This is a genomic window from Micromonospora sp. DT41 (genome assembly GCF_049841715.1).
GTDB classification, from domain to species: domain Bacteria; phylum Actinomycetota; class Actinomycetes; order Mycobacteriales; family Micromonosporaceae; genus Micromonospora; species Micromonospora profundi.
The window spans coordinates 255,998-276,114 of the sequence record NZ_JBNCKU010000002.1; the positions used below are offsets into that span (position 1 = coordinate 255,998).

18 protein-coding genes are annotated in these 20,117 nt (G+C 69.7%); 7 read left to right on the forward strand and 11 right to left on the reverse strand.

Annotation, left to right across the window (positions count from 1 at the left end; translation table 11 throughout):
- The first annotated feature begins 96 nt into the window (after positions 1-96).
- The 3 genes from metH (at position 97) to ACLQ23_RS05145 (ending at position 5,682) form a co-directional block, all read left to right on the forward strand.
- On the forward strand, positions 97-3,597 hold the full coding sequence (gene metH / locus ACLQ23_RS05135; protein ID WP_425735597.1) for a methionine synthase: 3,501 nt from the start codon (positions 97-99) through the stop codon (positions 3,595-3,597).
- Between the two features lie 603 nt (positions 3,598-4,200).
- A complete protein-coding gene (locus tag ACLQ23_RS05140) occupies positions 4,201-4,521 on the forward strand; it encodes a PadR family transcriptional regulator (RefSeq protein ID WP_355594813.1) in 321 nt (106 codons plus the stop codon).
- A gap of 252 nt (positions 4,522-4,773) precedes the next feature.
- Positions 4,774-5,682, forward strand: coding sequence for a hypothetical protein (locus ACLQ23_RS05145; RefSeq protein ID WP_355594743.1), 909 nt, complete (start codon positions 4,774-4,776; stop codon positions 5,680-5,682).
- An 83-nt stretch (positions 5,683-5,765) separates the two neighbouring features.
- Here the strand turns inward: ACLQ23_RS05145 and ACLQ23_RS05150 are convergent, their stop codons facing one another.
- Both ACLQ23_RS05150 and ACLQ23_RS05155 read right to left on the reverse strand, forming a co-directional pair.
- A complete protein-coding gene (locus ACLQ23_RS05150; protein ID WP_355594741.1) occupies positions 5,766-6,224 on the reverse strand; it encodes a DUF4878 domain-containing protein in 459 nt (152 codons plus the stop codon).
- Positions 6,225-6,504: 280 nt separating this feature from the next.
- Complete coding sequence (locus tag ACLQ23_RS05155; RefSeq protein WP_425880397.1) at positions 6,505-7,014, reverse strand: hypothetical protein; 510 nt, start codon at positions 7,012-7,014, stop codon at positions 6,505-6,507.
- A gap of 119 nt (positions 7,015-7,133) precedes the next feature.
- On the opposite strand from ACLQ23_RS05155, the gene ACLQ23_RS05160 reads away from it, so the two are divergent.
- Positions 7,134-7,574: a VOC family protein gene (locus ACLQ23_RS05160; protein WP_355594737.1), complete on the forward strand. Its 441-nt coding sequence runs from the start codon at positions 7,134-7,136 to the stop codon at positions 7,572-7,574.
- A 51-nt stretch (positions 7,575-7,625) separates the two neighbouring features.
- Here the strand turns inward: ACLQ23_RS05160 and ACLQ23_RS05165 are convergent, their stop codons facing one another.
- The gene (locus ACLQ23_RS05165) at positions 7,626-8,549 is read right to left on the reverse strand and encodes an NADP-dependent oxidoreductase (protein ID WP_355594735.1); all 924 of its coding nucleotides are present in this window, start codon (positions 8,547-8,549) and stop codon (positions 7,626-7,628) included.
- Between the two features lie 157 nt (positions 8,550-8,706).
- On the opposite strand from ACLQ23_RS05165, the gene ACLQ23_RS05170 reads away from it, so the two are divergent.
- Positions 8,707-9,069, forward strand: coding sequence for a MerR family transcriptional regulator (locus ACLQ23_RS05170; RefSeq protein ID WP_355594733.1), 363 nt, complete (start codon positions 8,707-8,709; stop codon positions 9,067-9,069).
- A 15-nt stretch (positions 9,070-9,084) separates the two neighbouring features.
- On the opposite strand, the gene ACLQ23_RS05175 is transcribed toward ACLQ23_RS05170, so the two are convergent.
- Positions 9,085-9,993, reverse strand: coding sequence for an NAD-dependent epimerase/dehydratase family protein (locus ACLQ23_RS05175; protein ID WP_355594731.1), 909 nt, complete (start codon positions 9,991-9,993; stop codon positions 9,085-9,087).
- A gap of 32 nt (positions 9,994-10,025) precedes the next feature.
- Positions 10,026-10,889: a helix-turn-helix transcriptional regulator gene (locus ACLQ23_RS05180; protein ID WP_355594729.1), complete on the reverse strand. Its 864-nt coding sequence runs from the start codon at positions 10,887-10,889 to the stop codon at positions 10,026-10,028.
- Positions 10,890-11,070: 181 nt separating this feature from the next.
- Here ACLQ23_RS05180 and ACLQ23_RS05185 point away from each other — a divergent pair, with 181 nt between their 5' ends.
- Positions 11,071-11,931, forward strand: a complete 861-nt coding sequence (locus ACLQ23_RS05185; protein ID WP_355594727.1) for an SDR family NAD(P)-dependent oxidoreductase — start codon at positions 11,071-11,073, stop codon at positions 11,929-11,931.
- A gap of 53 nt (positions 11,932-11,984) precedes the next feature.
- On the opposite strand, the gene ACLQ23_RS05190 is transcribed toward ACLQ23_RS05185, so the two are convergent.
- The 6 genes from ACLQ23_RS05190 to ACLQ23_RS05215 form a co-directional block, all read right to left on the reverse strand.
- Positions 11,985-14,813 (reverse strand): PQQ-dependent sugar dehydrogenase, encoded by a 2,829-nt coding sequence (locus ACLQ23_RS05190; protein ID WP_355594725.1) that lies wholly within the window; start codon positions 14,811-14,813, stop codon positions 11,985-11,987.
- Positions 14,814-14,900: 87 nt separating this feature from the next.
- Positions 14,901-16,088: a ThuA domain-containing protein gene (locus tag ACLQ23_RS05195; protein WP_425880398.1), complete on the reverse strand. Its 1,188-nt coding sequence runs from the start codon at positions 16,086-16,088 to the stop codon at positions 14,901-14,903.
- Positions 16,089-16,369: 281 nt separating this feature from the next.
- A complete protein-coding gene (locus ACLQ23_RS05200) occupies positions 16,370-17,185 on the reverse strand; it encodes a CPBP family intramembrane glutamic endopeptidase (RefSeq protein WP_355594721.1) in 816 nt (271 codons plus the stop codon).
- 37 nt (positions 17,186-17,222) lie between these two features.
- Complete coding sequence (locus ACLQ23_RS05205; protein WP_306271386.1) at positions 17,223-17,966, reverse strand: SAM-dependent methyltransferase; 744 nt, start codon at positions 17,964-17,966, stop codon at positions 17,223-17,225.
- A 4-nt stretch (positions 17,967-17,970) separates the two neighbouring features.
- Positions 17,971-18,525 (reverse strand): SRPBCC family protein, encoded by a 555-nt coding sequence (locus tag ACLQ23_RS05210; protein ID WP_334549890.1) that lies wholly within the window; start codon positions 18,523-18,525, stop codon positions 17,971-17,973.
- Positions 18,522-18,902, reverse strand: coding sequence for a metalloregulator ArsR/SmtB family transcription factor (locus tag ACLQ23_RS05215; protein ID WP_334549888.1), 381 nt, complete (start codon positions 18,900-18,902; stop codon positions 18,522-18,524). The genes ACLQ23_RS05210 and ACLQ23_RS05215 overlap by 4 nt, the downstream gene beginning before the upstream one ends.
- A gap of 94 nt (positions 18,903-18,996) precedes the next feature.
- Between ACLQ23_RS05215 and ACLQ23_RS05220 the strand changes: the two genes are divergently transcribed.
- On the forward strand, positions 18,997-20,100 hold the full coding sequence (locus tag ACLQ23_RS05220) for a calcium:proton antiporter (RefSeq protein ID WP_425880399.1): 1,104 nt from the start codon (positions 18,997-18,999) through the stop codon (positions 20,098-20,100).
- The last annotated feature ends 17 nt before the right edge of the window (positions 20,101-20,117 follow it).

Here is a 20,117-nt window from a genome sequence, read left to right on the forward strand (position 1 = left end):
ACAGCGTGATTCGGCTGACACAATATGGGATCGGGCTCGGAGGGCAGCCGGGCAGGCCGGGGGCCGCACTAACCTGAACGGGTGCGGACTTCGTTGATGGATGTGCTGGCCGATCGGATCCTCATCGCCGACGGGGCGATGGGCACGATGCTGCAGGCCGCGGACCTCACGCTCGACGACTTCGACGGCCTCGAAGGCTGCAACGAGATCCTCAACGTGACCCGACCGGACGTGGTGCGGGGGGTGCACGACGCCTACCTGGCCGCCGGCGCGGACTGCGTGGAAACAAACACGTTCGGCGCCAACCTCGCCAACCTGGCCGAATATGACATCCCGCAGCGCATCCGGGAGCTGTCGACGGCGGCCGCCCGGATCGCGCGGGAGGCCGCCGACGCGGCCAGCACTCCGGAGCGGCCCCGGTTCGTGCTGGGTTCGATGGGGCCGGGCACCAAGCTGCCCACCCTCGGGCACGCCGACTACGCCACACTGCGCGACGCGTACCAGGAGAACGCCGCCGGCCTGATCGACGGCGGCGCGGACGCGTTGATCATCGAGACCTGCCAGGACCTGTTGCAGGTCAAGGCGGCGGTCGTCGGGTCGAAGCGGGCAATGACCGAGCTGGGTCGACAGGTGCCGATCATCTGTCAGGTGTCCGTGGAGACCACGGGCACGATGCTTGTGGGCAGCGAGATCGGCGCGGCTCTGGCCGCGATCGAGCCGCTGGGCGTGGACCTGATCGGGCTCAACTGCTCCACCGGCCCGGCCGAGATGAGCGAGCACCTGCGGTACCTGTCGCAGCACTCCCGCATCCCGCTGTCGGTGATGCCGAACGCCGGCCTGCCGGTGCTGACCGCCGACGGCGCGTACTTCCCGCTGACTCCCGTGGAGATGGCCGACGCCCTGGAGCGGTTCGTCACCGAGTACGGCGTGGGTCTGATCGGTGGTTGCTGCGGCACCACCCCGGAGCACATCCGGGTGCTGTCCGAGCGGCTGCACGGCGTCACCGCCCCGGCCCGCGAGCCGCGCCACGAGGCGGGCGTCTCGTCGGTCTACCACCCGGTGCCGTTCGCACAGGACGCCTCGGTGCTGATGGTGGGGGAGCGGACCAACGCCAACGGTTCCAAGGCGTTCCGCGAGGCGATGCTGGCCGCCGACTGGCGGGCCTGCGTGGAGATCGCCCGCAGTCAGGCGCGGGACGGCTCGCACCTGCTGGACCTGTGCGTGGACTACGTCGGCCGCGACGGCACGCAGGACATGCGGGAGCTGGCCGGCCGGTTCGCCACCGCGTCCACGTTGCCGATCATGCTGGACTCCACCGAGCCGGCCGTTGTCGAGGCCGGGTTGGAGATGCTCGGCGGCCGGTGCGTGGTGAACTCGGTGAACTTCGAGGACGGCGACGGCCCCGACTCCCGGTACGCGCGGGTGATGCCGGTCGTGCGCGAGCACGGCGCGGCGGTGGTAGCGCTGCTCATCGACGAGGAGGGGCAGGCGCGTACCCAGGAATGGAAGGTTCGGGTCGCGGGCCGGCTGATCGACGACCTGACCGGCCGGTGGGGCATGGACCGCTCCGACATCCTCATCGACGCGCTGACGTTCCCGATCGCCACCGGGCAGGAGGAGACCCGCCGCGACGGCATCGAGACGATCGAGGCGATCCGGGAGATCGCCCGCCGCTATCCGGGGGTCAACTTCACACTTGGCATCTCGAACATCTCGTTCGGCCTCAACCCGGCGGCCCGCCAGGTGCTCAACTCGGTGTTCCTGCACGAGTGCGTGCAGGCCGGTCTGACCTCGGCGATCGTGCACGCCAGCAAGATCCTGCCGATGTCGAAGATCCCCGACGAGCAGCGCGAGGTCGCCCTGGACCTGGTCTACGACAGGCGTCGCGAGGGGTACGACCCGGTGCAGCGTTTCCTTGAGCTGTTCGAGGGCGTCGACGTGACGAGCGCGCGGGCCAGCCGGGCGCAGGAGTTGGCGGCGCTGCCGCTGGACGAGCGGCTCAAGCGGCGGATCATCGACGGTGAGCGCAACGGCCTGGAGGCCGACCTGGACGCGGCGATGGCCGGCGGCCGAGCCCCGCTGTCGATCATCAACGACATCCTGCTGGACGGGATGAAGGTGGTGGGTGAGCTGTTCGGCTCGGGGCAGATGCAGCTGCCGTTCGTGTTGCAGTCCGCCGAGGTGATGAAGACGGCGGTGGCGTACCTGGAACCGCACATGGAGACCACCGACGACGGCGGCAAGGGCCGCATCGTCCTCGCGACCGTGCGCGGCGACGTCCACGACATCGGTAAGAACCTCGTCGACATCATTCTGTCCAACAACGGCTACGAGGTGGTGAACATCGGCATCAAGCAGCCGATCAGCGCCATCCTGGACGCCGCCGAGCAGCACCGCGCCGACGCGATCGGCATGTCGGGGCTGCTGGTCAAGAGCACTGTCATCATGAAGGAGAACCTCGCCGAGATGGCCACGCGGGGGGTCGCGGAGCGCTGGCCCGTGCTGCTGGGTGGGGCGGCGCTGACCCGGTCGTACGTCGAGGACGACCTGCGGGCGATGTACCCCGGGCAGGTGCACTACGCGCGGGACGCCTTCGAAGGGCTGTCCCTGATGGACCGGGTGATGACCGCCAAGCGCGGTGGCGCCCCGGTGATCGACCCGGAGCGGGAGGCGGCCCTGGCGACCCGGCGGGCACGCCGGGAGCGGCAGCGCTCGGTCGTCAGCGAGTCGCTGCCGGAGCTGCACGATTCCTCGGTCCGCTCCGATGTGGCCGCCGACGTGCCGGTGCCCACGCCACCGTTCTTCGGCACCCGGGTAGTCAAGGGCGTACCCATGTCGGACTACGCGGCGCTGCTCGACGAGCGGGCCACCTTCCGCGGGCAGTGGGGGCTCAACGGCGCCCGGGGCGGCAACGGCCCCTCCTACGACGAGCTGGTGGAGACCGAGGGCCGCCCCCGGCTGCGCTACTGGCTGGACCGGCTGATCGCCGACCAGGTGCTGGAGGCCGCCGTCGTGTACGGCTACTTCCCGGCGTACTCCGAAGGCAACGACCTTGTCGTCCTGGACGAGAACGGCCACGCCGAGCGCGCCCGGTTCTCCTTCCCCCGGCAGCGCCAGGAACGCCGGCTGTGTCTGGCCGACTTCTTCAAGCCCAAGGGCGACCAGCTCGATGTGGTCGCGCTGCAACTGGTCACCGTGGGCCAGCCCGTCAGCGAGTACGCGGCGAAGCTGTTCGCCCGCAACGAGTACCGCGACTACCTGGAGGTGCACGGGCTGTCCGTGCAGCTGACCGAGGCGCTCGCCGAATACTGGCACCGGCGCATCCGTACCGAGATGACCCTGCCCGACGGTCGCCCGCTCGGCCATGACGACCCGACGGACCTGGCCGGCCTGCTGCGCAACGACTACCGGGGCTGCCGGTACGCGTTCGGTTACCCGGCCTGCCCGGATCTGGAGGACCGGGCGAAGATCGTGGACCTGCTCGGGGCGGACCGGATCGGCGTGGAGCTGTCCGAAGAGTTCCAGTTGATGCCGGAGCAGGCCACCGACGCGATCGTGGTCCACCACCCGGAGGCCAGCTACTTCAACGCCAAGTAACGGGCGCAACTGCCTTGACCTGCGCAACCCTGGGCCGTCGCACGCCTCGGGCAGCGCGACGGGCTGTCCCGTTCCGCCGTGACCGTTCGCGCGCTCCGACTCAGAATGGGTATTTCGGACAGCTGGCGGGTTGATCGACTCGGTTTCCTTGATATCGGGGTGTCCGGGTTGCGGGGATGCCCCGGTTTCAGTGAAGCCGAGTCGATCACGCCCGACTGCGTCGCTCGCCGCCTCAGCGGTGCAGTCCGCTGGACATCAGGCTGCGGGTAGATCTCGGCCCGTCTCGATCCCTTCGGGTGAGGGGTTCGACGACGTGGCGATCGGGCTGCTCTACTGACGCCGTGCGTACTCGTCTCGTTCTGTGCGCCACCTTGGCGGTGGCGGGTGTGATGACGGCAGGGGCTGGACTCGCGGTCGCCTTGGGTTACGTCGAGCAGCCGGGGCCCTTCAACGAGGCGATCCTGGGCGCAGTGGGCGGGGGAATGATCGTCGCGGGTTCCCGCCGTTGGAGGAAGCACCGCTGACCAATGCAGCGCCGAACGGCCACCGCACTCCGCGCTTGCCATACATTGATCACCGATATATATTGTCGGCGTGAGCGAGATGCGAGAGCCGAGCTTCCTGATCCTGACCGCACTTGCCGACCAGCCACGGCACGGCTACGGGATCATTCAGGAGGTCGCGGTGCTGTCGGCGAACCGGGTCACGCTGCTCCCGGGGACCCTCTACACCGCGTTGGACCGCCTGGCTTCGCAGGGCCTCGTCGTACGGGACCGAGAAGAGATCGCCGATGGGCGCCTTCGCCGGTACTACCGGTTGACCTCGGACGGGCTGGCTGTGCTCGACGCGGAGACCGCCCGTCTGCGCTCACTCGCCGCGGCAGCGGAGCGCAAGCTGCGCATCGCCCGCCCGCGCCCGGCGTAAGTCGACGTCACCAAGGAGACCCCCATGTCACGTACGCGGGGAAGGCTCGCGCGCCGCTATCGCAGGCTGCTGCTGTGCTATCCACGCCAGTTCCGACGGACCCGCGGTGAGGAGGTCGTTGGGACACTCCTCGATCTCGCCCCGCCGGATCGGACCCGACCGACCATCCGTGAGGCGGCCAACCTGTTCCGCCACGGAATGCGGTGCCGACTGGGGCGACCGAACAGTCGCGGCGTTGTGGTGTGGGCCGCCTTGACCGCGATCGTGTGGGGACTGTTCGCCGGTGCCTTCGCTGCCCGGCTCGGGTGGGAGACCGCCCGTCCGTTGCCCAGCGCGGCCGAGGCGACGGAGCTGTTCAGTGGCGTGCTGGGTCAGGACGCGACTGGTCACGTCGGCGTGGACCCGGCGCTGTTCGTCATCTACGGGCAGCCGCTCGGCTCCGACAACCTGCATGTTCTGTTCTCGCCCGACGCTGGCGAGTACCAGCAGGGTCGCGCCATGGTGGGCCTGAGCGGCCCGGCGCAGGTGGACCACCAGGCGCTTGTCGAGTCCAGCCGAGGGTGGCTGCGCGACAACGGATGGCGTGTATCGGACGTGACCACCCGGAACAGGGTGGACTGCAACAGCTGTGACGAGTCGACGTTGCCCAGGAGCGCGGTGTTCGCCGCGTGGCGTGGGGACGACGTACTGAATCTCGAAATATCGCTCGGCAGTTCCCTGTCGGCTCCACCGAAGCCGGGGGTGACCGGCCACAACGACGAGACGTACGCCTCCGCCGAGCTGACGCGGGCAACCCCGGCAGCGGTCAAGCCTTTCGGCGTCGCAGGCTTTCTGCTCGGGACGGTGGTCGCCTGGTTGGTGTTCGGGTGGGCCAGTCGCCGCACCGAGAATCGCGGCCGGGCACTGCGCGTGCTCACCGCTGTTCTGTTCGGACTTGCCGCCGTCACGTGGTGGGTGCCGGTCCTCCTTGCCGGCCCGTCCACGGTGAGGCATCACATGGACGAGCCGCACCCGTCCTGGCACCCCATGTGGGAGTGGCTTGGGCAACCAGCTCTGGCGCCGCTGTTCGTGGTGGGGGCGGGTGCGGCGCTGCTCGCACTCATGGCGTCTGCGCTGCCCCGCCGCCACGTGGCGTCGACCAACGTGAGGCCGGCAGGTTGAGCGGCGAACCGCCGCACGGTGGTGGGGACCTGCATATGCGAACAGTCGTCACGAAGGTGAGTTGGCAGTCACGCACCTGCTGATCAGTACGGTTGGCCGCACACCTTCCAGGTGCCGTCCTCCTTCACCAGCGGGATCGCGCGCCTGTCGGTGAAGCCACTGTCCAGCTTCAAGGCCATGTTCACGGTCCCCGAGGTACGCCCGTTGACTGTCGACACGTTGACGCCGTTGACCTTGTGGCTTTGGATCTGTGGCTGCCTGGCGACGCCCTGGACGAACGTGTCCTTCGTGAAATTCCTGCGCGTGTCGCTGCACAGCAGTTCGTACGCCGCCGCCGCGTCGCCGGCCTCCAACTCGCTCACGAAGGACTCGGCAGCCTGCCGGGCCGGGTCGGTTGCGGCCTTGATGCCCTTGAACAGGAAGAAGCCGCCGGTGCCGACGCCGGCGCAGCACAGTACGACGACCACGCCCACGACGATCAGCACGGTCCGCAGCGTCCGCCGCTTGGGTGGTGGTGGGGGCACCTGGTACGGGTAGGTCATAGGTAGCGACGGTAGGGGACGCGAGAAAGTCTCGATCCCCCCGAACGGTTGATCTTGCCGTGGCGGTTCGCCCGTCCGTTCGGTCGGGCGCGCATCGGCACGTCCATCGGCGACCACCCGCATCGATGCGCCATGGTGGACGGCCAGCCGGCAGATATCGACGACCGGCCCCTCTGCTGTGATCCTGCTGTGGCCCGGCTGTGGGTCGTTGGAGTTCAACTGCCCCCGATCAGTGGTGCCGTCGGCTCATCCCGCCCAGCACACTCCCGGAGGTGACCACTTACCCGGCGAAAAAGAAGATCGGCAATCTCGGTGCCGTTGGTATCGCCGCCGCGATCTCGGTCTTACTGTGCTGCGGCGTCGGCACCATAGGGGCGCTCACCACCGACGACAGTGACAAGAAGCCCACCGCGGCGGCGACACGAACCGCTCCGACGGCCAGCGACCGTCTCGCGGAAGACGCGAGTGCCACGCCGGACGCGCCGCCGTCGGCGATCCCGGAGCCTGCCACGTCGAGCCCGACACCGGACCCGCAGGGCACAAGTGGTGAGCCGACACCTCGGCCGAACGCGAAGCCGACGACCACCAAACCCAAGCCGAAGACGACGACGGCAGCACCCAGGCCGAAGCCCACGACGGCGAAGCCGAAACCGAAGCCCACGACGGCGAAGCCGAAACCGCCTTCGCTGGCGACGGTGCATCCCGGGGCTTTCTGCTCCAAGCAGGGAGCGCGTGGTGTGACAAAGACCGGTAAGTCGATGGTGTGTACGACCACCGCGACGGATTCCAAGAAGCGGTGGCGAGCGGCGTAGTCCCAGGCGACGATGGTGTCGAGAACGGGAACGCGGCTTCGTCTCCGAGGTGGATGCGGTCACGGTGGCCGTACGCGACCAAGGGGAAAGATCCGGCATGGCGATTCAGCGGATGGACAACGTCCTCATCGTTGTCGAAGACCTCGACGCCGTCATCTCGTTCTTCGTCGAACTCGGCATGGAGCTTGAAGGCAGAGGGCCCGTCGAGGGTCGTTGGGTGGAGCGCGTCATCGGGGTCGACGGCGTCCGGCAGGACGTGGCGATGCTGCGCACACCCGACGGGCACGGCAAGGTGGAGTTGGCGATGTTCCACACGCCGACGGCGATCAGCAGCGAGCCGAGGCACGCCCCGGCGAACACGGTCGGCATTCGTCGAATCATGTTCGCCGTCGACGACATCGAGGACGTCGTTGCCTGCCTGCGTACGCACGGTGCCGAACTCGTCGGGGAGGTGGCGCAGTACGAGGAGAGCTACCGGCTCTGCTACGTCCGTGGCCCGGAGGGCATCATCGTCGGCCTGGCCCAACAGCTGACGTGAGGTGCCGTCGGCGGGGCGGCGCGTTTTGTCTGCGCCACCCCGCCGGGGATCTCACCCGAGTGCGATGACCAGCTTGCCGGTGGTGTGACCGGTCTCGACGGCCGCCACCGCCTGGGCGCTCTGGTCGAAGGTGAACGTGCGCGTGATGTGCGGATCGATGGTGCCGTCGACCATCAGCGCGGCGACAGCCTCAAGCGACGTCCTGCCGAGCCGGCGGTCCACGAACTCGCCACCCAGCTCACTCACCGCGTAGTCGGCGGCCGACAGCAGCTGCCGAACATCCTTCACCAGCCCGGCGACCGAGCGCAGGGAGTCGCCGCCGACGAGGTCGAACAGCCCGTCGACGCCGGTCGGAGCGAGCGCGCGCACCTGTCCCGGGATGTCGCCGGCGGTGTAGTCGACGAAGGCGACGCCGAGCGCCTCGGCCACCGTCCGCTTGCTGTCGCTGCCCGTTCCGATGACCGTCAGTCCCCGCGCTCGGGCAAGCTGTGCGGTGGCGAGGCCGGTGCTGCCACCGACACCGTTGATCAGCAGTGTCGAGCCTGCCGGCAGGTCGAGCCGGTCGAGCCCGTCGAGGGCTGTCGTACCGGACACCGGCACTGTCGCCGCCCACTCGTAGGGCAACGACTCCGGCTTGCGGGCCACGTTCTCGGCCGGCAGGACCGTCGTCTCGGCGTACGTGCCGGCGCCGCTGAGCGCGAACCCGAACACCGCGTCGCCCACCTGGAGATCGGTGACGCCGGCCCCGGTCGCGAGAACATCGCCGGCGGCCTCCATTCCCATCACCTGCGGGAACGGCACGTGCCCGTTGAGCGCCGGGACGGCGCCGGAGCGGAGCAGGTGGTCGAGGCGTGCCACCCCGGCTGCCCGGACCCGGATGAGGACCTCATTGTCGGCGGGCTTCGGGTCGGGTCGGTCGAAGTACTGCTGGACCTCGGGGCCACCGAATGCGTGGTAGCCAAATGCGCGGCTCATCGTCGCTCTCCTCCATCTGTTGACGACTGGCGACGCTATTTGCTGACGTTGACGTCAGAGGCAACACCACGTGGCCCGCGTCACACGTCGGCCGAGGCGGCCGGCGCTAGGGTCGTTCCTGACGGTGACGTCAGAGATAGGACCGGAAGGGGTGCTCGTGCGAATCGGCGAGGTGGCGGAGCGCTCCGGGGTCAGCGTGCGCGCCCTGCGCTACTACGAGGAGCAGGGTCTGTTGCAGGCCGACCGCAGCGCGAGCGGGCAGCGACACTACGGCGTGGCAGCGGTGGACCGGGTGCACCTCATCCAGCAGCTCTACGCCGCCGGCCTGTCGAGCCGGGACATCCTCGAACTGCTCCCGTGCGTCTACACCGGCAGCGCCACCCCCGACATGATCGCCAGGCTCACCGCCGAGCGCGACCGCATCGACAGCCAACTGCGCGGCCTCACCGAGGCCCGGGAACGGCTCGACTCGGTGCTCCGCACCGCGTACCAGCACCTGGACCGGGACGCCGTCGCCTGAGGACGCACCGCAGGCCTAGGCGGTGAATGTCTCGCTCAGGGCCGGACCCAGCGGTCGGCCGGTCGTCGGCTCGATGAACAACTCAGCGAGCAGGAGGTCGGCGAGGTAGGTCGGGTTGACGCCCGATTCCTTGCGGCCGAGGGCCTGTAGCGCGCCGCCGAGGCGTAGGGCGGCCTTCGCCGCGCCGGACGGCATCCGCGAGACCCGCCGGGGCCGGCCCACCGCCGTGGCGATGCGTCCGATCATGTCGTTCCAGGTCAGGTTCTCGTCGGCCACCGGGATGTCGTCGCCGCTGGCCCTCTCCAGGGCATCCACCGTGACCTCGGCGACGCTGCGCGCCGAGGCTGCGGCGCTTCCGCCGGTAGGGGCGACCAGAGGTGTACGCGAGCGCGCCCACCGGTCCAGCGGTCCGGCCCAGTTGGGCAGCCGGTCACCGGCGCGGCCGAAGACGAACGGCAGTTCGAGGACGGTGACCGGCAGATCGGGGCCGGCGGCCTCCCGTCCCTCCCGGGCCTGCTCCACCCGGCACCGGATGTACGTGTGCCGCTCGGCGAGCCGCCACTGCGGATGCAGCCTGTCGAAATAGGTGTAGTACGAGCCCATGACGACGCCTCGGGTGAGGCCCTCCAGGCGCGCGGCGGTGAACAGGCGCACGACAGGCTCGACGTTGTCGTGGCGGAACTGCGGATAGATCGGCTTGGGCAGCGGTCGTTGCTCGTCGGTGCGGGTGGCGTAGACGACACCGTCATGGTCGGCGAGCAGCGGGCGCAGTTCGTCGACCGAGGCGGACTCCACGTCGACAAGGTGGTCGACACCCGGATTGGCGGTACGCGCCACAGTGGTCGCGGTGTGCCCCCGCTCGCGCAGCACCTCCACGACATGCGCGCCGATCAGACCACTGCCACCCACCACGAGAATCCGCACGATGCATCGTCCACTCTGGATGCCGGTGCTTGTCAAGTGACAGTCGTCCGGGTGGCCTCCGCTGTGTTCTGCGTCGCCCAGAGCGCGAGCAGGCGCATGTTGTCGTGTGAGCTGCTGCCGGGATCGGTGTTGTAGACGAAGAGCGTCTGGTCATCGTCGCCCGGCAGCGTCAGCGCCTCGTACCTGATGGTGATGGGCCCCACGGCGGGGTGGATCATGTGTTTGGTGCCGTGGGTCCGCTCGTGCACCCGATGGTTGTCCCACCAGGTGCGGAACTGCGGGCTCTTGATGGTCAGCTCGCCGACGAGTTCGTTGAGCTGAGGGTCGTCGGGGAAGCGGCCGGCGTAGAGGCGCAGGGTGCCCACGACGTCGGCCGCCACTGTCGCCCAGTCGGTGTAGACCTCGCGGGCGGCGGGGTCGAGGAGGACCCACCGGGTGTAGTTGCGCTCGCGGGGTGGCAGTCGGGGCCAGTCGGTGAGCAGGGTGCGCGCCAGCAGGTTCGACGCGAGGACGTCGGTGCGGCGGCCGACGATGAACGCCGGGTGGTCGACCATCGACGCGATCAGCTGGTGCATTGCGGGCCGTACCCGCTGCCCCGGCACCTCCCCGGTGCGGTGCCGGGCCGGCCGGGCCAGGTCGGCGAGGTGGGCCCGGGCGGCGGCCTCAAGCCGGAAGACCCGCCCCAACGCGTCGAGGACCGCCTCCGACGGGCTCGTGTGCCGGCCCTGTTCGAGCCGGGTGTAGTAGTCGACGCTCACCCCGGCGAGCTGCGCCACCTCCTCCCGGCGCAGGCCGCGGACGCGCCTGCCGGACTGCTCGACGAAGCCCGCCGCCTCCGGCGTCGTGTCGGCCCGGCATTTCCGCAGGAAGTCGCCCAGCTCTGTCCGTCGCGCCATGCCGTCAATCATCGCGCGCGTCGCGGCGAACGCCCAGGCGCTGGGTGGGCATGGCATTCCCCGGTACGGCTGGGCCCGGCCAGGGGTGTCCGGGTCCGCCCACCCGGCAGCAGCATGAAATGCGTTCCCGGCAGTGCCAGCGCTGCTCAAGCTGCCACACCAGTCACAAGGGAGAACTTCGATGGCCTACCCCACCACCCGACCCGCCACCTGGTTCGTCACGGGCACCTCCCGTGGGCTCGGCCTGGAGTTGGTCAAGCAGCTCCTCGAGCGGGGCGACAACGTCGCGGCGACGACCAGGTCGGCCGAGCGTCTCGACGCGGCACTGGCCTCCGTGGACCGGTCCCGGCTGCTGCCGATCGAGGTCAGCCTCACCGACGAGGCGGCGGTAGCGGCGGCGATCGGCTCGACCGTCGAGCGGTTCGGCGCGATCGACGTGGTGGTGAACAACGCCGGCTACGGCTTTCTCGCCGCCGTCGAGGAGGTCACCGACGCCGACGCCCGGCAGATGTTCGACGTGCAGATCTTCGGACTCTGGAACGTTCTCCGTGCCGTGCTGCCGCACCTGCGCGAGCAGGGCAGCGGCCACATCATCAACGTCTCCTCGATCCTCGGCCTGACCTCGTTTCCGGGCTGGGGCCTCTACTGCGCCGGGAAGTACGCCCTGGAAGGGCTGACCGAGTCGCTGGCCGCGGAGGTCGGCGGGTTCGGTGTGCGGGTCAACCTCGTGGAGCCGGGCTACATGCGGACCGACTTCCTGCGTACGGAATCGCTTGGCCTGCCGTCGGGGACCGTGGCCGGCTACGAGTCGATCCGGGAGATGACCGAGGCGCACCTGGCGATGCCCGGCACCCAACTCGGTGACCCGGTGCGGGCCGCGACAGCCATCATCGAGGTCGCCGTCTCGGGTAGGGCGCCGCTGCACCAGCTGCTCGGCTCGGATTCCTACTCGCTCGCCAGGGCCCGGATCGACTCGCTGAGCGCCGACGTCGAGGCGGGTCGCGAGCTGGCGTACACGACTGACATCCCGCAGCAGAGCTGAGCGCCGTGACGTGGGCCCGGCCCGGACACTGTCCGGGCCGGGCCCACGTGCACTCAGCCGGTCAGGATGAACCTCTCCCAGGAGCCGACCGACGTGCGGTTGGCGATCAACGACCCCGCCCCGGCGTTCTCGGCGGCCACGATCTGGTTGTTGACAGTGGCTCGCAGGCTGACCGTCCCGTCGGTGTTGGTGATGAGCTGGAACGTCTCCCACGCGCCGATCGTCGTGCGGTTGGCGACAAGCGGTTCGGCGCCCGCGTTCTCGGCGCACACGTACAGGCCGCTGGCGCGCGACCGCAGGGCGATGGTGCCGTTGCCGGCGTCCACCCTGTCGAACTGCTCCGTCGACCCGACTGTGGCCTTGTTGGCGATCAGCGCTGTGGTGCCGACCGCCGACACGTACTGGTTGTTCACCTGCGCCCGCAGGCTGATCCCTGCGGTGCCACCAGGGGTGCCGGTGGTAAACGTGAACGCGTCCACGTCGAACAGGTAGCCGGACCCACCCTTGAAGACCAGGTACAGCGTGGTCGTCGAGGCGGGCGGGTTGGTGATGGCGCCGGACACCTCGGTGAAGGTCTCCCAGCTGCCGGTCACCGGCACCGTGACGGTGCCCAGCAGTGTGCCGGTCGCCGACCCGGCCCGGACCTCGACGGTGCCGCCGGCACCGGCTGACGACGCCCGCACGGTGAAGCGCGTCGCGTTGGACAGGTTGTACGGCTGGTACGAGATCCAGTCGTTGTTCTCGATGAACCCGGCGGTGCGGCCACCTTCGGCGCTCGTGTGCTCGGTGACCTGGACACCCGACTGGGCGCCGAAGTGCTCACCCTGGCGGTGCTTGGGTTGTAGCGTCTTGATGCTGTGCGTGGTCAGCCCACCGTTGTCTGTGTACGCGGCGTCGAAGACCCCGTAGATGTTTGCCGCCGAGTCGTGCTCACCGTCGGTCGGGACGGTGATCGAGCCGCTGCACCCGTTCTTCGAGGTGATCTGGTGGGCGTGGCTGTCGTGACCCAGCGCGTAGGTCAGGCTCACCTTGGTGCAGTCGATCGTGCCGTCCTGCGGGTCGCTCACGCTGATCTGGTACGACACCGTGTCACCGAAGCTGAACAGCTGCCCGTCGGCCGGCGAGGTGAGCGTGACCGTCGGTGCCGTGTTCCCGACTGTGACGACCAGACTCGCCGTGCCGGACAGCCCGGCCGGGTCGGTGACCTTCAACGTGGGGGAGTACGTGCCGTTCGTGGTGTACGTCTTGGTGGGGTTCGCCGCCGTCGACGTGGTGCCGTCACCGAACGTCCACAGGTAGCTCAGCGCCCCACCCTCGGGGTCGGAGCTGCCCGCCGACGAGAAGTTGACGGTCAGCGGGTTGGCCCCCGACGTGGGGTTGGCCGAGGCGACGGCGATCGGGCTGCGGTTGCCACCACCGATGTACTCGATCCGGAACAGCGCCTGGTTGTTGGAGCCGGTGCCGTAGTCCAGCACGTAGAGCGCGCCGTCCGGGCCGAAGGCCATGTCCATGACCTGGGTTCCGGACCACGGGAAGTTGGAGATCTCCCCACGGGAGCCGTCGGAGTTGACGGCGATGGCCTTGATCCAGCGGCGGCCGTACTCACCGGCGAAGAACTGCCCGTTCAGCGAGGCGGGGAACTTGATGCTGGAGTTGAGCGAGGCGTCGTACCGGTAGACCGGTCCGCCCATCGGGGACTCCGAGCCGCTGCCGAACTCCGACGGCGAACCGGAGTCACCCGCGTACTTGATCCAGGCCGGTTTCGCCGCGGGCAGCGTGCCGAGGCCCGTGTTGCGGAACGAGTTGTTGGTCGGCCCGCCCGTGCAGTTGTACTTCGACTGCGACGGGCCGGACGGGAAGGTGTATTCATTGTATGTTTCGGCGCTCGTGTTGGTGCCCGTGCAGTACGGCCAGCCGAAGTTGCCGGGCGCGGTGATGCGGTTGAACTCCACCTGACCCTGGGGCCCCCGGCTGGAGTTCGTGGATCCGGCGTCCGGGCCGTAGTCGCCGAGGTAGACGACGCCGGTGGCCTTGTCGACGCTCATCCGGAACGGGTTGCGCAACCCCATCGCGTAGATCTCGGGGCGGGTGTTCGCAGTCCCGGGCGCGAACAGGTTGCCCGACGGAATCGTGTACGTGCCGTCGGACTGCGGCTTGATCCGCAGCAGCTTGCCCCGCAGGTCGTTGGTGTTGGCCGCCGTGCGCTGGGCGTCGAACTGCGGGTTGCGGTTGGTTCGCTCGTCAAGCGGCGCGTAGCCGGACGACTCGAAAGGGTTGGTGTCGTCGCCGGTGGTCAGGTACAGGTTGCCGGCGGCGTCGAAGTCCAGGTCACCGCCGACGTGGCAGCACTGCCCACGGTCGTTGACGACCTGCAGCACGATCTTCTCGCTGCCCATGTTGAGCGTGTCGTCGCTGTTGAGGGTGAACCGGGACAACCGCAGGTGCCCCTTCCACCGGTCCCAGTCCGACTGCGAGCCGGTGGTGGGTGCGTCCCCGGACGGCGTGCTCAACGTGGGGGAGTAGTAGAGGTAGATCCACCGGTTGGTGGCGAAGTTGGGGTCGACGGCGACGCCCTGCAACCCCTCCTCGTCGTGGGTGTAGACCGACAGGGTGCCGGAGACCTTCGTGTTGCCAGCCACGTCGGTGACCCGCAGCACGCCGTTGCGGGCGGTGTGCAGGACCGAGCGGTTGGGCAGGACTGCCAGGGACATGGCCTCACCCAGCTCCGCCGAGCCGGTGGCGAGTTTGACCTGCTGGTAGTCGGAGGCGGGGATCACCACCGCCTGGGCGGGGGCTGGTGCCGCAACGGCCAGGAGCACGCCCGCGGCGGCGGTGAACGCCGCGACGAGGGCCCGGGGCCAGCGCCGGGGGTACGAGAGCATAGATCGTCCTTCCTCGACGATCCGGGGCCGGGGCGTGCGGGGGCGCACCACGGCCGAAAGGGTGGTGGAGAACGCGTCGAGGCGCTGTCAGTTGGTGGTGACGAGGTCGAACTTCTCCCACTGCCCGATGGAGGTCCGGTTGGCGATCAGCGGAGAGGAGCCCCCGTTGTCGGCGGCGACGTACCGGTTGTTGACCGTGGCGCGCAGGCTCACCGTGCCGTCGGAGTTGCGCACCAGCTGGAACGTCTCCCAGGCGCCGGCGGTGGCACGGTTGGCGATCAGCGCGGCGGCACCGGCGTTCTCGGCCGCGACGTACTGCCCGTTGCTCTTGGCTCGCAGCGCCACGTTGCCGTTGGCGAGGTTGACCAGGTCGAACCGCTCGCTGGTGCCGACGGAGGTCTTGTTGGCGATCAGCGCGGTGGTCGAGTTGGGCGCGCTCACGTACTGGTTGTTGGCGCGGGCCCGCAGGGTCGAGCCGCTGACGGTGGGCGGCGGGGTGGTCGTACGCGGGGAGCAGTCGGCGGTCACCGAACCAGCGGCGACCTGGATGCCGCCGAGCAGCATCCGGGTGAAGTTCGGGTCGGTGTACGACGCCTCGGTGTGCCCGAGACCCGTGTACCAGGCCCGCCCGCCGCCGTACGCCTTGCACCAGGTGATCGGGTGGTCGCCGCTCATGTTGCCGCCGCTGTAGGACGACTCGTCGAGGCTGGCCAGGACCCGCGCGCTGGACCGGGGGTTGGTGCGGTAGTTGTACCACTCGTCCGAGCGCACCCAGGTGCTGCCGAGGTGGGCGGTCGACGGGTTGGTCTGGTCCTCGATCCGCACGGTCGCGGTCTGGATCGCCGGGTGCGAGTCGAACCACGCGCCGACCAGCGAGCCGTACCACGGCCAGCTGTACTCGGTGTCGGCCGCCGCGTGCACGCCGACATAGCCGCCGCCGGCGGCGATGTACGCCTCGAACGCCGACTGCTGACTGGCGTTGAGGACGTCACCGGTCGTGGACATGAAGACCACCGCTTGGTATTGGGCCAGGTTGGAGGTGGTGAACTGGCCGGCGTCCTCGGTCGAGGTCACTGTGAACCCGTTGTTGGCGCCGAGCTGCTGGATCGCGGAAATGCCGTTCGGGATGGAGGAGTGGCGGAAGCCCGCGGTCTTGCTGAACACCAGGACCTTGGTCAGGGGGGCGGCCGAGGCCGGGGCCGGTAGGGCGACGAGGCTGGCCAGCATCACGGCCAGGCCGGTGATGAGTGCCAACACACGGGGACGGGAACGCATGGTTGTGCTCCTCTGCTGAGCGGCGACCCCGGATGTGCCTGCGGGCACGCCAGGGCCAGGTGGCGGTGGTGCGGAAGCCAAGCCGCCGATGCTCGGCCGAGGTGGTGTGGTCGTGCCCGAACGGTGCGCGGGGAGCCAGCCGACGGCTCCGAGCGACCATTGTGAGCGTTCACAGTATATCGATTGTCGTCGCTGACGCAGTAAACCTCTGATGTATGAGCGTCGTCAAGCGCGCGCCCGGCTGCGTCCACGGGTTGGAATCCGGCCGGTGCCGGGACGCCTCAGGAATCGGCCTCCGGGCGGACGGCACGCCAGTCCAGGCGGTCCCGGTAGAGGTGTCGCACGACGGTCCAACCGACCGCGAACGGTATGGCCCCCATCGCGACGCTGCCCAGGACGTCGGCGCCCCGCACGTCGAAGACGCCGCCCACGTCCCCGAACAGTTGGGCGACGGTCTGGAAGGCGACGTGGAAGCCGATGCCCGCCCAGATGTCGCCGGTGGCGGCGCGGAAGCCACCAAGCAGCAGCGCGAAGACGAAGAAGAGCAGCAGCCGGTCGGGGGACCGGGCGGCTCCGACGAGGAACCCGAAGCCGGTGAACAGCGCGGCCTGCCCGACAGCCGCCTGCCAGGCCGGCAACCGGGTGGCGAGGGAGTGTTGCAGGTAGCCACGGAAGACCAGTTCCTCCGGCAGCGCCTCGTACAGGAAAACGAGCACGACCAGCAGGGCCGCCACGCGCACGGCGTCGCCCACCGACGTCCGCAGGCTGATCTGGACCCAGCCGAGGCCGAGGCAGAGCGCGAACCCGACAGCGGCCGGGACGAGCCAGCAGGCCATGCCGAGCAGCAGGCGCCGCCAGCCGACCCGCAGCGATGGCAGCCCGAGCCCGGCCCACGGACGCCGGTCCAGCAGACGCCGGGCGGCCACCACCAGGGGTACGACAAGCGCCGTCGTGAGGACGGCCCGGACGACGTGGGTCGTGCGGCTGTAGTCGCGGCCGAGCAGGGCATCGTGATAGAGGAACAGCCACACCAGCACGGTGCCGGCGAACACGACGAGGACCCGCCAGTGCAGGGCGAGGCGAGGTCGGCCGCTCACCCCGCGCAGCGTAGCCACCGGGGTCAACGACTGGCGGTCAGTGACCCAGGACGAGGTACGCGAGGCCGACGACGCCCCGGTAGTCGCCGACGTACTGGCGTAGCCGGTCGTCGAGTTCGGCGCGGACCTGCGCCGCGCGGGGATCCTGCGGGTACGTCAGCAGCCACTCCTGACGGCCTGCCAGCCAGGTGGACTCGAAGTCGTCCCACTCGCGCTGGTCGGCGGTGCTCACGTGCAGCATCCGCCAGCCGCGCTCCCGAGTCGTCTCGACGAGGCCCGCGAGGTCCGTGATGTCCGCGCCGAAGATCTGCTCGGCCGCCGCCGTGGGGTCGCGTTGCCAGTAGGCGGTGCCGAACAGCAGCCGACCGCCCGGCCGGACCACCTTGGCCAGCGCGTCGAGGGCAGCGCCGGTGCCGCCGAAGGCGTGCGCCGAGCCGATGCACAGGACCCGGTCGGCCGGCTCGTGCCAGGCGGCCGCTTCCCCCATCACGAAGGCGACGTGCCGGTTCAGCGACCGACCGGCGGCGAGTGCGCGCCCCCGGGCGAGGGCGGCCTCGTCGGTGTCGACCCCGACCCCCCTCGTCGCGACCGGGCCGGCCACACCACCGGCGGCGACGGCCCTGAGCAGCAGCTCACCCCAACCACACCCGAGATCGAGTACGCGCGCACCGGGCCGGACGTCGAGTCGTCGCAGCAGCAGGGCCGCGTGCTCCTCCGACAGCGGCGTGTTCCAGCGCATCCGCGCGTAGCGGCTGGTGGCGAGGTGGTCGGTGGATCGCATCGGATCAGGGTGTCAAGCCCTGATCAGCGGCGCGCACCGGGTCCGGTGTGGCGGGTGTGGCCGGGGCGGCGGCCAGCGCCTGGTAGTAGGACTGCATGGCCGGGTGGTAGTCGTCGAAGATCGGCCGGGGCGAGCCGTCCCGGGAGGCGACGAGCATGTCGAGGTAGTACTCCCATCCCGCACCCGTCTCGGCGACGCCGTCGAGGGTGGTGAGGTGCTGGGTGAACCGCAGCTGGGTGGTGCCGTCGGTCTCGGCCAACGCCATGTCCAGCAGCCAGGCGCCGTAGCTGTCGACCATCGACACGGCGAGGCGTCGCTGTGGTTCGCACTCCTCGATGCGGACCTCGCACCAGGGCTGCTCCTCCTCGTACGCCATCTGGACCCGGATGGTCCGGCCCGGCGCGGCGTCGCCCTCCCAGGGGCCGAACCAGCGGGCGGTGCGTTGCGGCTCGGTCAGGCTGGCCCACACGTCCGCCGCCGGTGCGCGGAACGTGCGGGTGAGGACGAGATCATGGCCGGTGGCGGTGCGGAACAGGCGTCCGCCTGGTGTGCGGGTCATGCCGTGTGCTCCCTTCGGTGCTCCGCCGGGCCGCGGGCGCGGCTCTCTCGGCGGGTGCGATAGACCTCGGTCTCCAGCGCGTCGAGGTGCCGCTCCCACGGCGCGGGCGTGGCGAGATCGGCGAGCCAGTCGAGCAGTTCGGCGAGCGGGCCGGTGTCGAGCCGGTAGATCCTCCTGCGGCCGACAAGGTCGTCGCGGACCAGTCCGCACTCGCGCAGCACGCGCAGGTGGCGGCTGATAGCGGGTCGGCTGATGGCGAACTGCGTGGCGATCTCGCCCGCGGGCAGCGGCGCGTCGCGCAGCAGGGTCAGGATGCGTCGCCGCACCGGGTCCGCGATCGCGGCGGCCACCTCGTCCACCTGGAAAGTGTAACCCATCGGTTACGCATAATTTCTGTGGAGATTTCCAACACTCCCAGTCGCTCCCGTCGATGGTGGCGACATGATCACCTGACCTGGCAATCTTGAACGTATGCCAGCAGCCCTGCTCCGATTCCGCATGTCCGACTGGACTGTCGCCGTGCCTGTGCTCGCGGTGCTCATGCTGGTCGTGACCTGGGGACGAGAACTTTCCGGCCCCATCGTGGTGGTGGTGGCGGCGCTGCTGGGCGGTGCGGTGCTCGCGGCCGTGCACCACGCCGAGGTGGTCGCGCACCGGGTGGGAGAGCCGTACGGGTCACTGGTGCTCGCCGTCGCGGTCACCGTCATCGAGGTCGCACTGATCGTCACGTTGATGATCAGCGGGCCGGAGAAGACGCAGTCGCTCGCCCGGGACACCGTCTTCGCCGCCGTCATGATCACCTGTAACGGCATACTCGGCCTGTCGCTGCTGCTCGGAGCACTCCGCCGACGGGTGGCCGTGTTCAACCCGGAGGGCACCGGCGGGGCGCTGGCCACCGTGATCACCCTGGCCACCCTGAGCCTTGTCATCCCGACCTTCACCACGGCCCGGCCGGGCCCGGAGTTCAGCCCGGCCCAGCTCGCCTTCGCCGCCGTCGCCTCACTGGCCCTGTACGGGCTGTTCGTGCTCGTGCAGACCGGCCGGCACCGCGACTACTTCCTGCCGGTCGACAGCCGGGGCAAGGTCATCGAGACGGAGGAGCACGCCAAACCGCCCTCGAACCGTGCGGCGCTGGTCAGCCTCGGCCTGCTGCTTGTGGCGCTGGTAGCGGTGGTCGGCGACGCCAAGACCGTCTCGCCGACCATCGAGGCCGCTGTGGCGGGGGCGAACCTGCCGCACGCGTTCGTCGGCGTGATCATCGCCCTGCTGGTGCTGCTGCCGGAGACCCTTGCCGCCGGCCGTGCCGCCCGCCGCGACCGCGTCCAGATCAGCCTCAATCTGGCGCTCGGCTCCGCGATGGCAAGCATCGGCCTGACCATCCCGGCCATCGCTATCGCCTCGATCTGGCTCGACGGGCCGCTGCTGCTCGGCCTCGGCGGCACCCAGCTCGTCCTGCTCGCGCTGACCGCCGTGACAGCGGTCCTGACGGTGGTCCCGGGCCGGGCCAACGTGTTGCAGGGTGGCGTGCACCTGGTGCTGCTGGCCGCCTTCGTCTTCCTGGCCGCCAGCCCCTGATACCGACTCGTCCAACG

Excerpts from the sequence above, each read along its gene's own strand:
- ACLQ23_RS05185 (WP_355594727.1), top strand. The coding sequence starts at position 11,071 with ATGGCCTACCCCACCACCCGACCCGCCACCTGGTTCGTCACGGGCACC.
- ACLQ23_RS05180 (WP_355594729.1), bottom strand. The coding sequence starts at position 10,889 with ATGGCGCGACGGACAGAGCTGGGCGACTTCCTGCGGAAATGCCGGGCC.
- ACLQ23_RS05160 (WP_355594737.1), top strand. The coding sequence starts at position 7,134 with ATGGCGATTCAGCGGATGGACAACGTCCTCATCGTTGTCGAAGACCTC.
- ACLQ23_RS05165 (WP_355594735.1), bottom strand. The coding sequence starts at position 8,549 with ATGAGCCGCGCATTTGGCTACCACGCATTCGGTGGCCCCGAGGTCCAG.
- ACLQ23_RS05215 (WP_334549888.1), bottom strand. The coding sequence starts at position 18,902 with ATGGGTTACACTTTCCAGGTGGACGAGGTGGCCGCCGCGATCGCGGAC.
- ACLQ23_RS05150 (WP_355594741.1), bottom strand. The coding sequence starts at position 6,224 with ATGACCTACCCGTACCAGGTGCCCCCACCACCACCCAAGCGGCGGACG.
- ACLQ23_RS05140 (WP_355594813.1), top strand. The coding sequence starts at position 4,201 with ATGCGAGAGCCGAGCTTCCTGATCCTGACCGCACTTGCCGACCAGCCA.
- ACLQ23_RS05210 (WP_334549890.1), bottom strand. The coding sequence starts at position 18,525 with ATGACCCGCACACCAGGCGGACGCCTGTTCCGCACCGCCACCGGCCAT.
- ACLQ23_RS05220 (WP_425880399.1), top strand. The coding sequence starts at position 18,997 with ATGCCAGCAGCCCTGCTCCGATTCCGCATGTCCGACTGGACTGTCGCC.
- metH (WP_425735597.1), top strand. The coding sequence starts at position 97 with ATGGATGTGCTGGCCGATCGGATCCTCATCGCCGACGGGGCGATGGGC.
- ACLQ23_RS05190 (WP_355594725.1), bottom strand. The coding sequence starts at position 14,813 with ATGCTCTCGTACCCCCGGCGCTGGCCCCGGGCCCTCGTCGCGGCGTTC.
- ACLQ23_RS05195 (WP_425880398.1), bottom strand. The coding sequence starts at position 16,088 with ATGCGTTCCCGTCCCCGTGTGTTGGCACTCATCACCGGCCTGGCCGTG.
- ACLQ23_RS05205 (WP_306271386.1), bottom strand. The coding sequence starts at position 17,966 with ATGCGATCCACCGACCACCTCGCCACCAGCCGCTACGCGCGGATGCGC.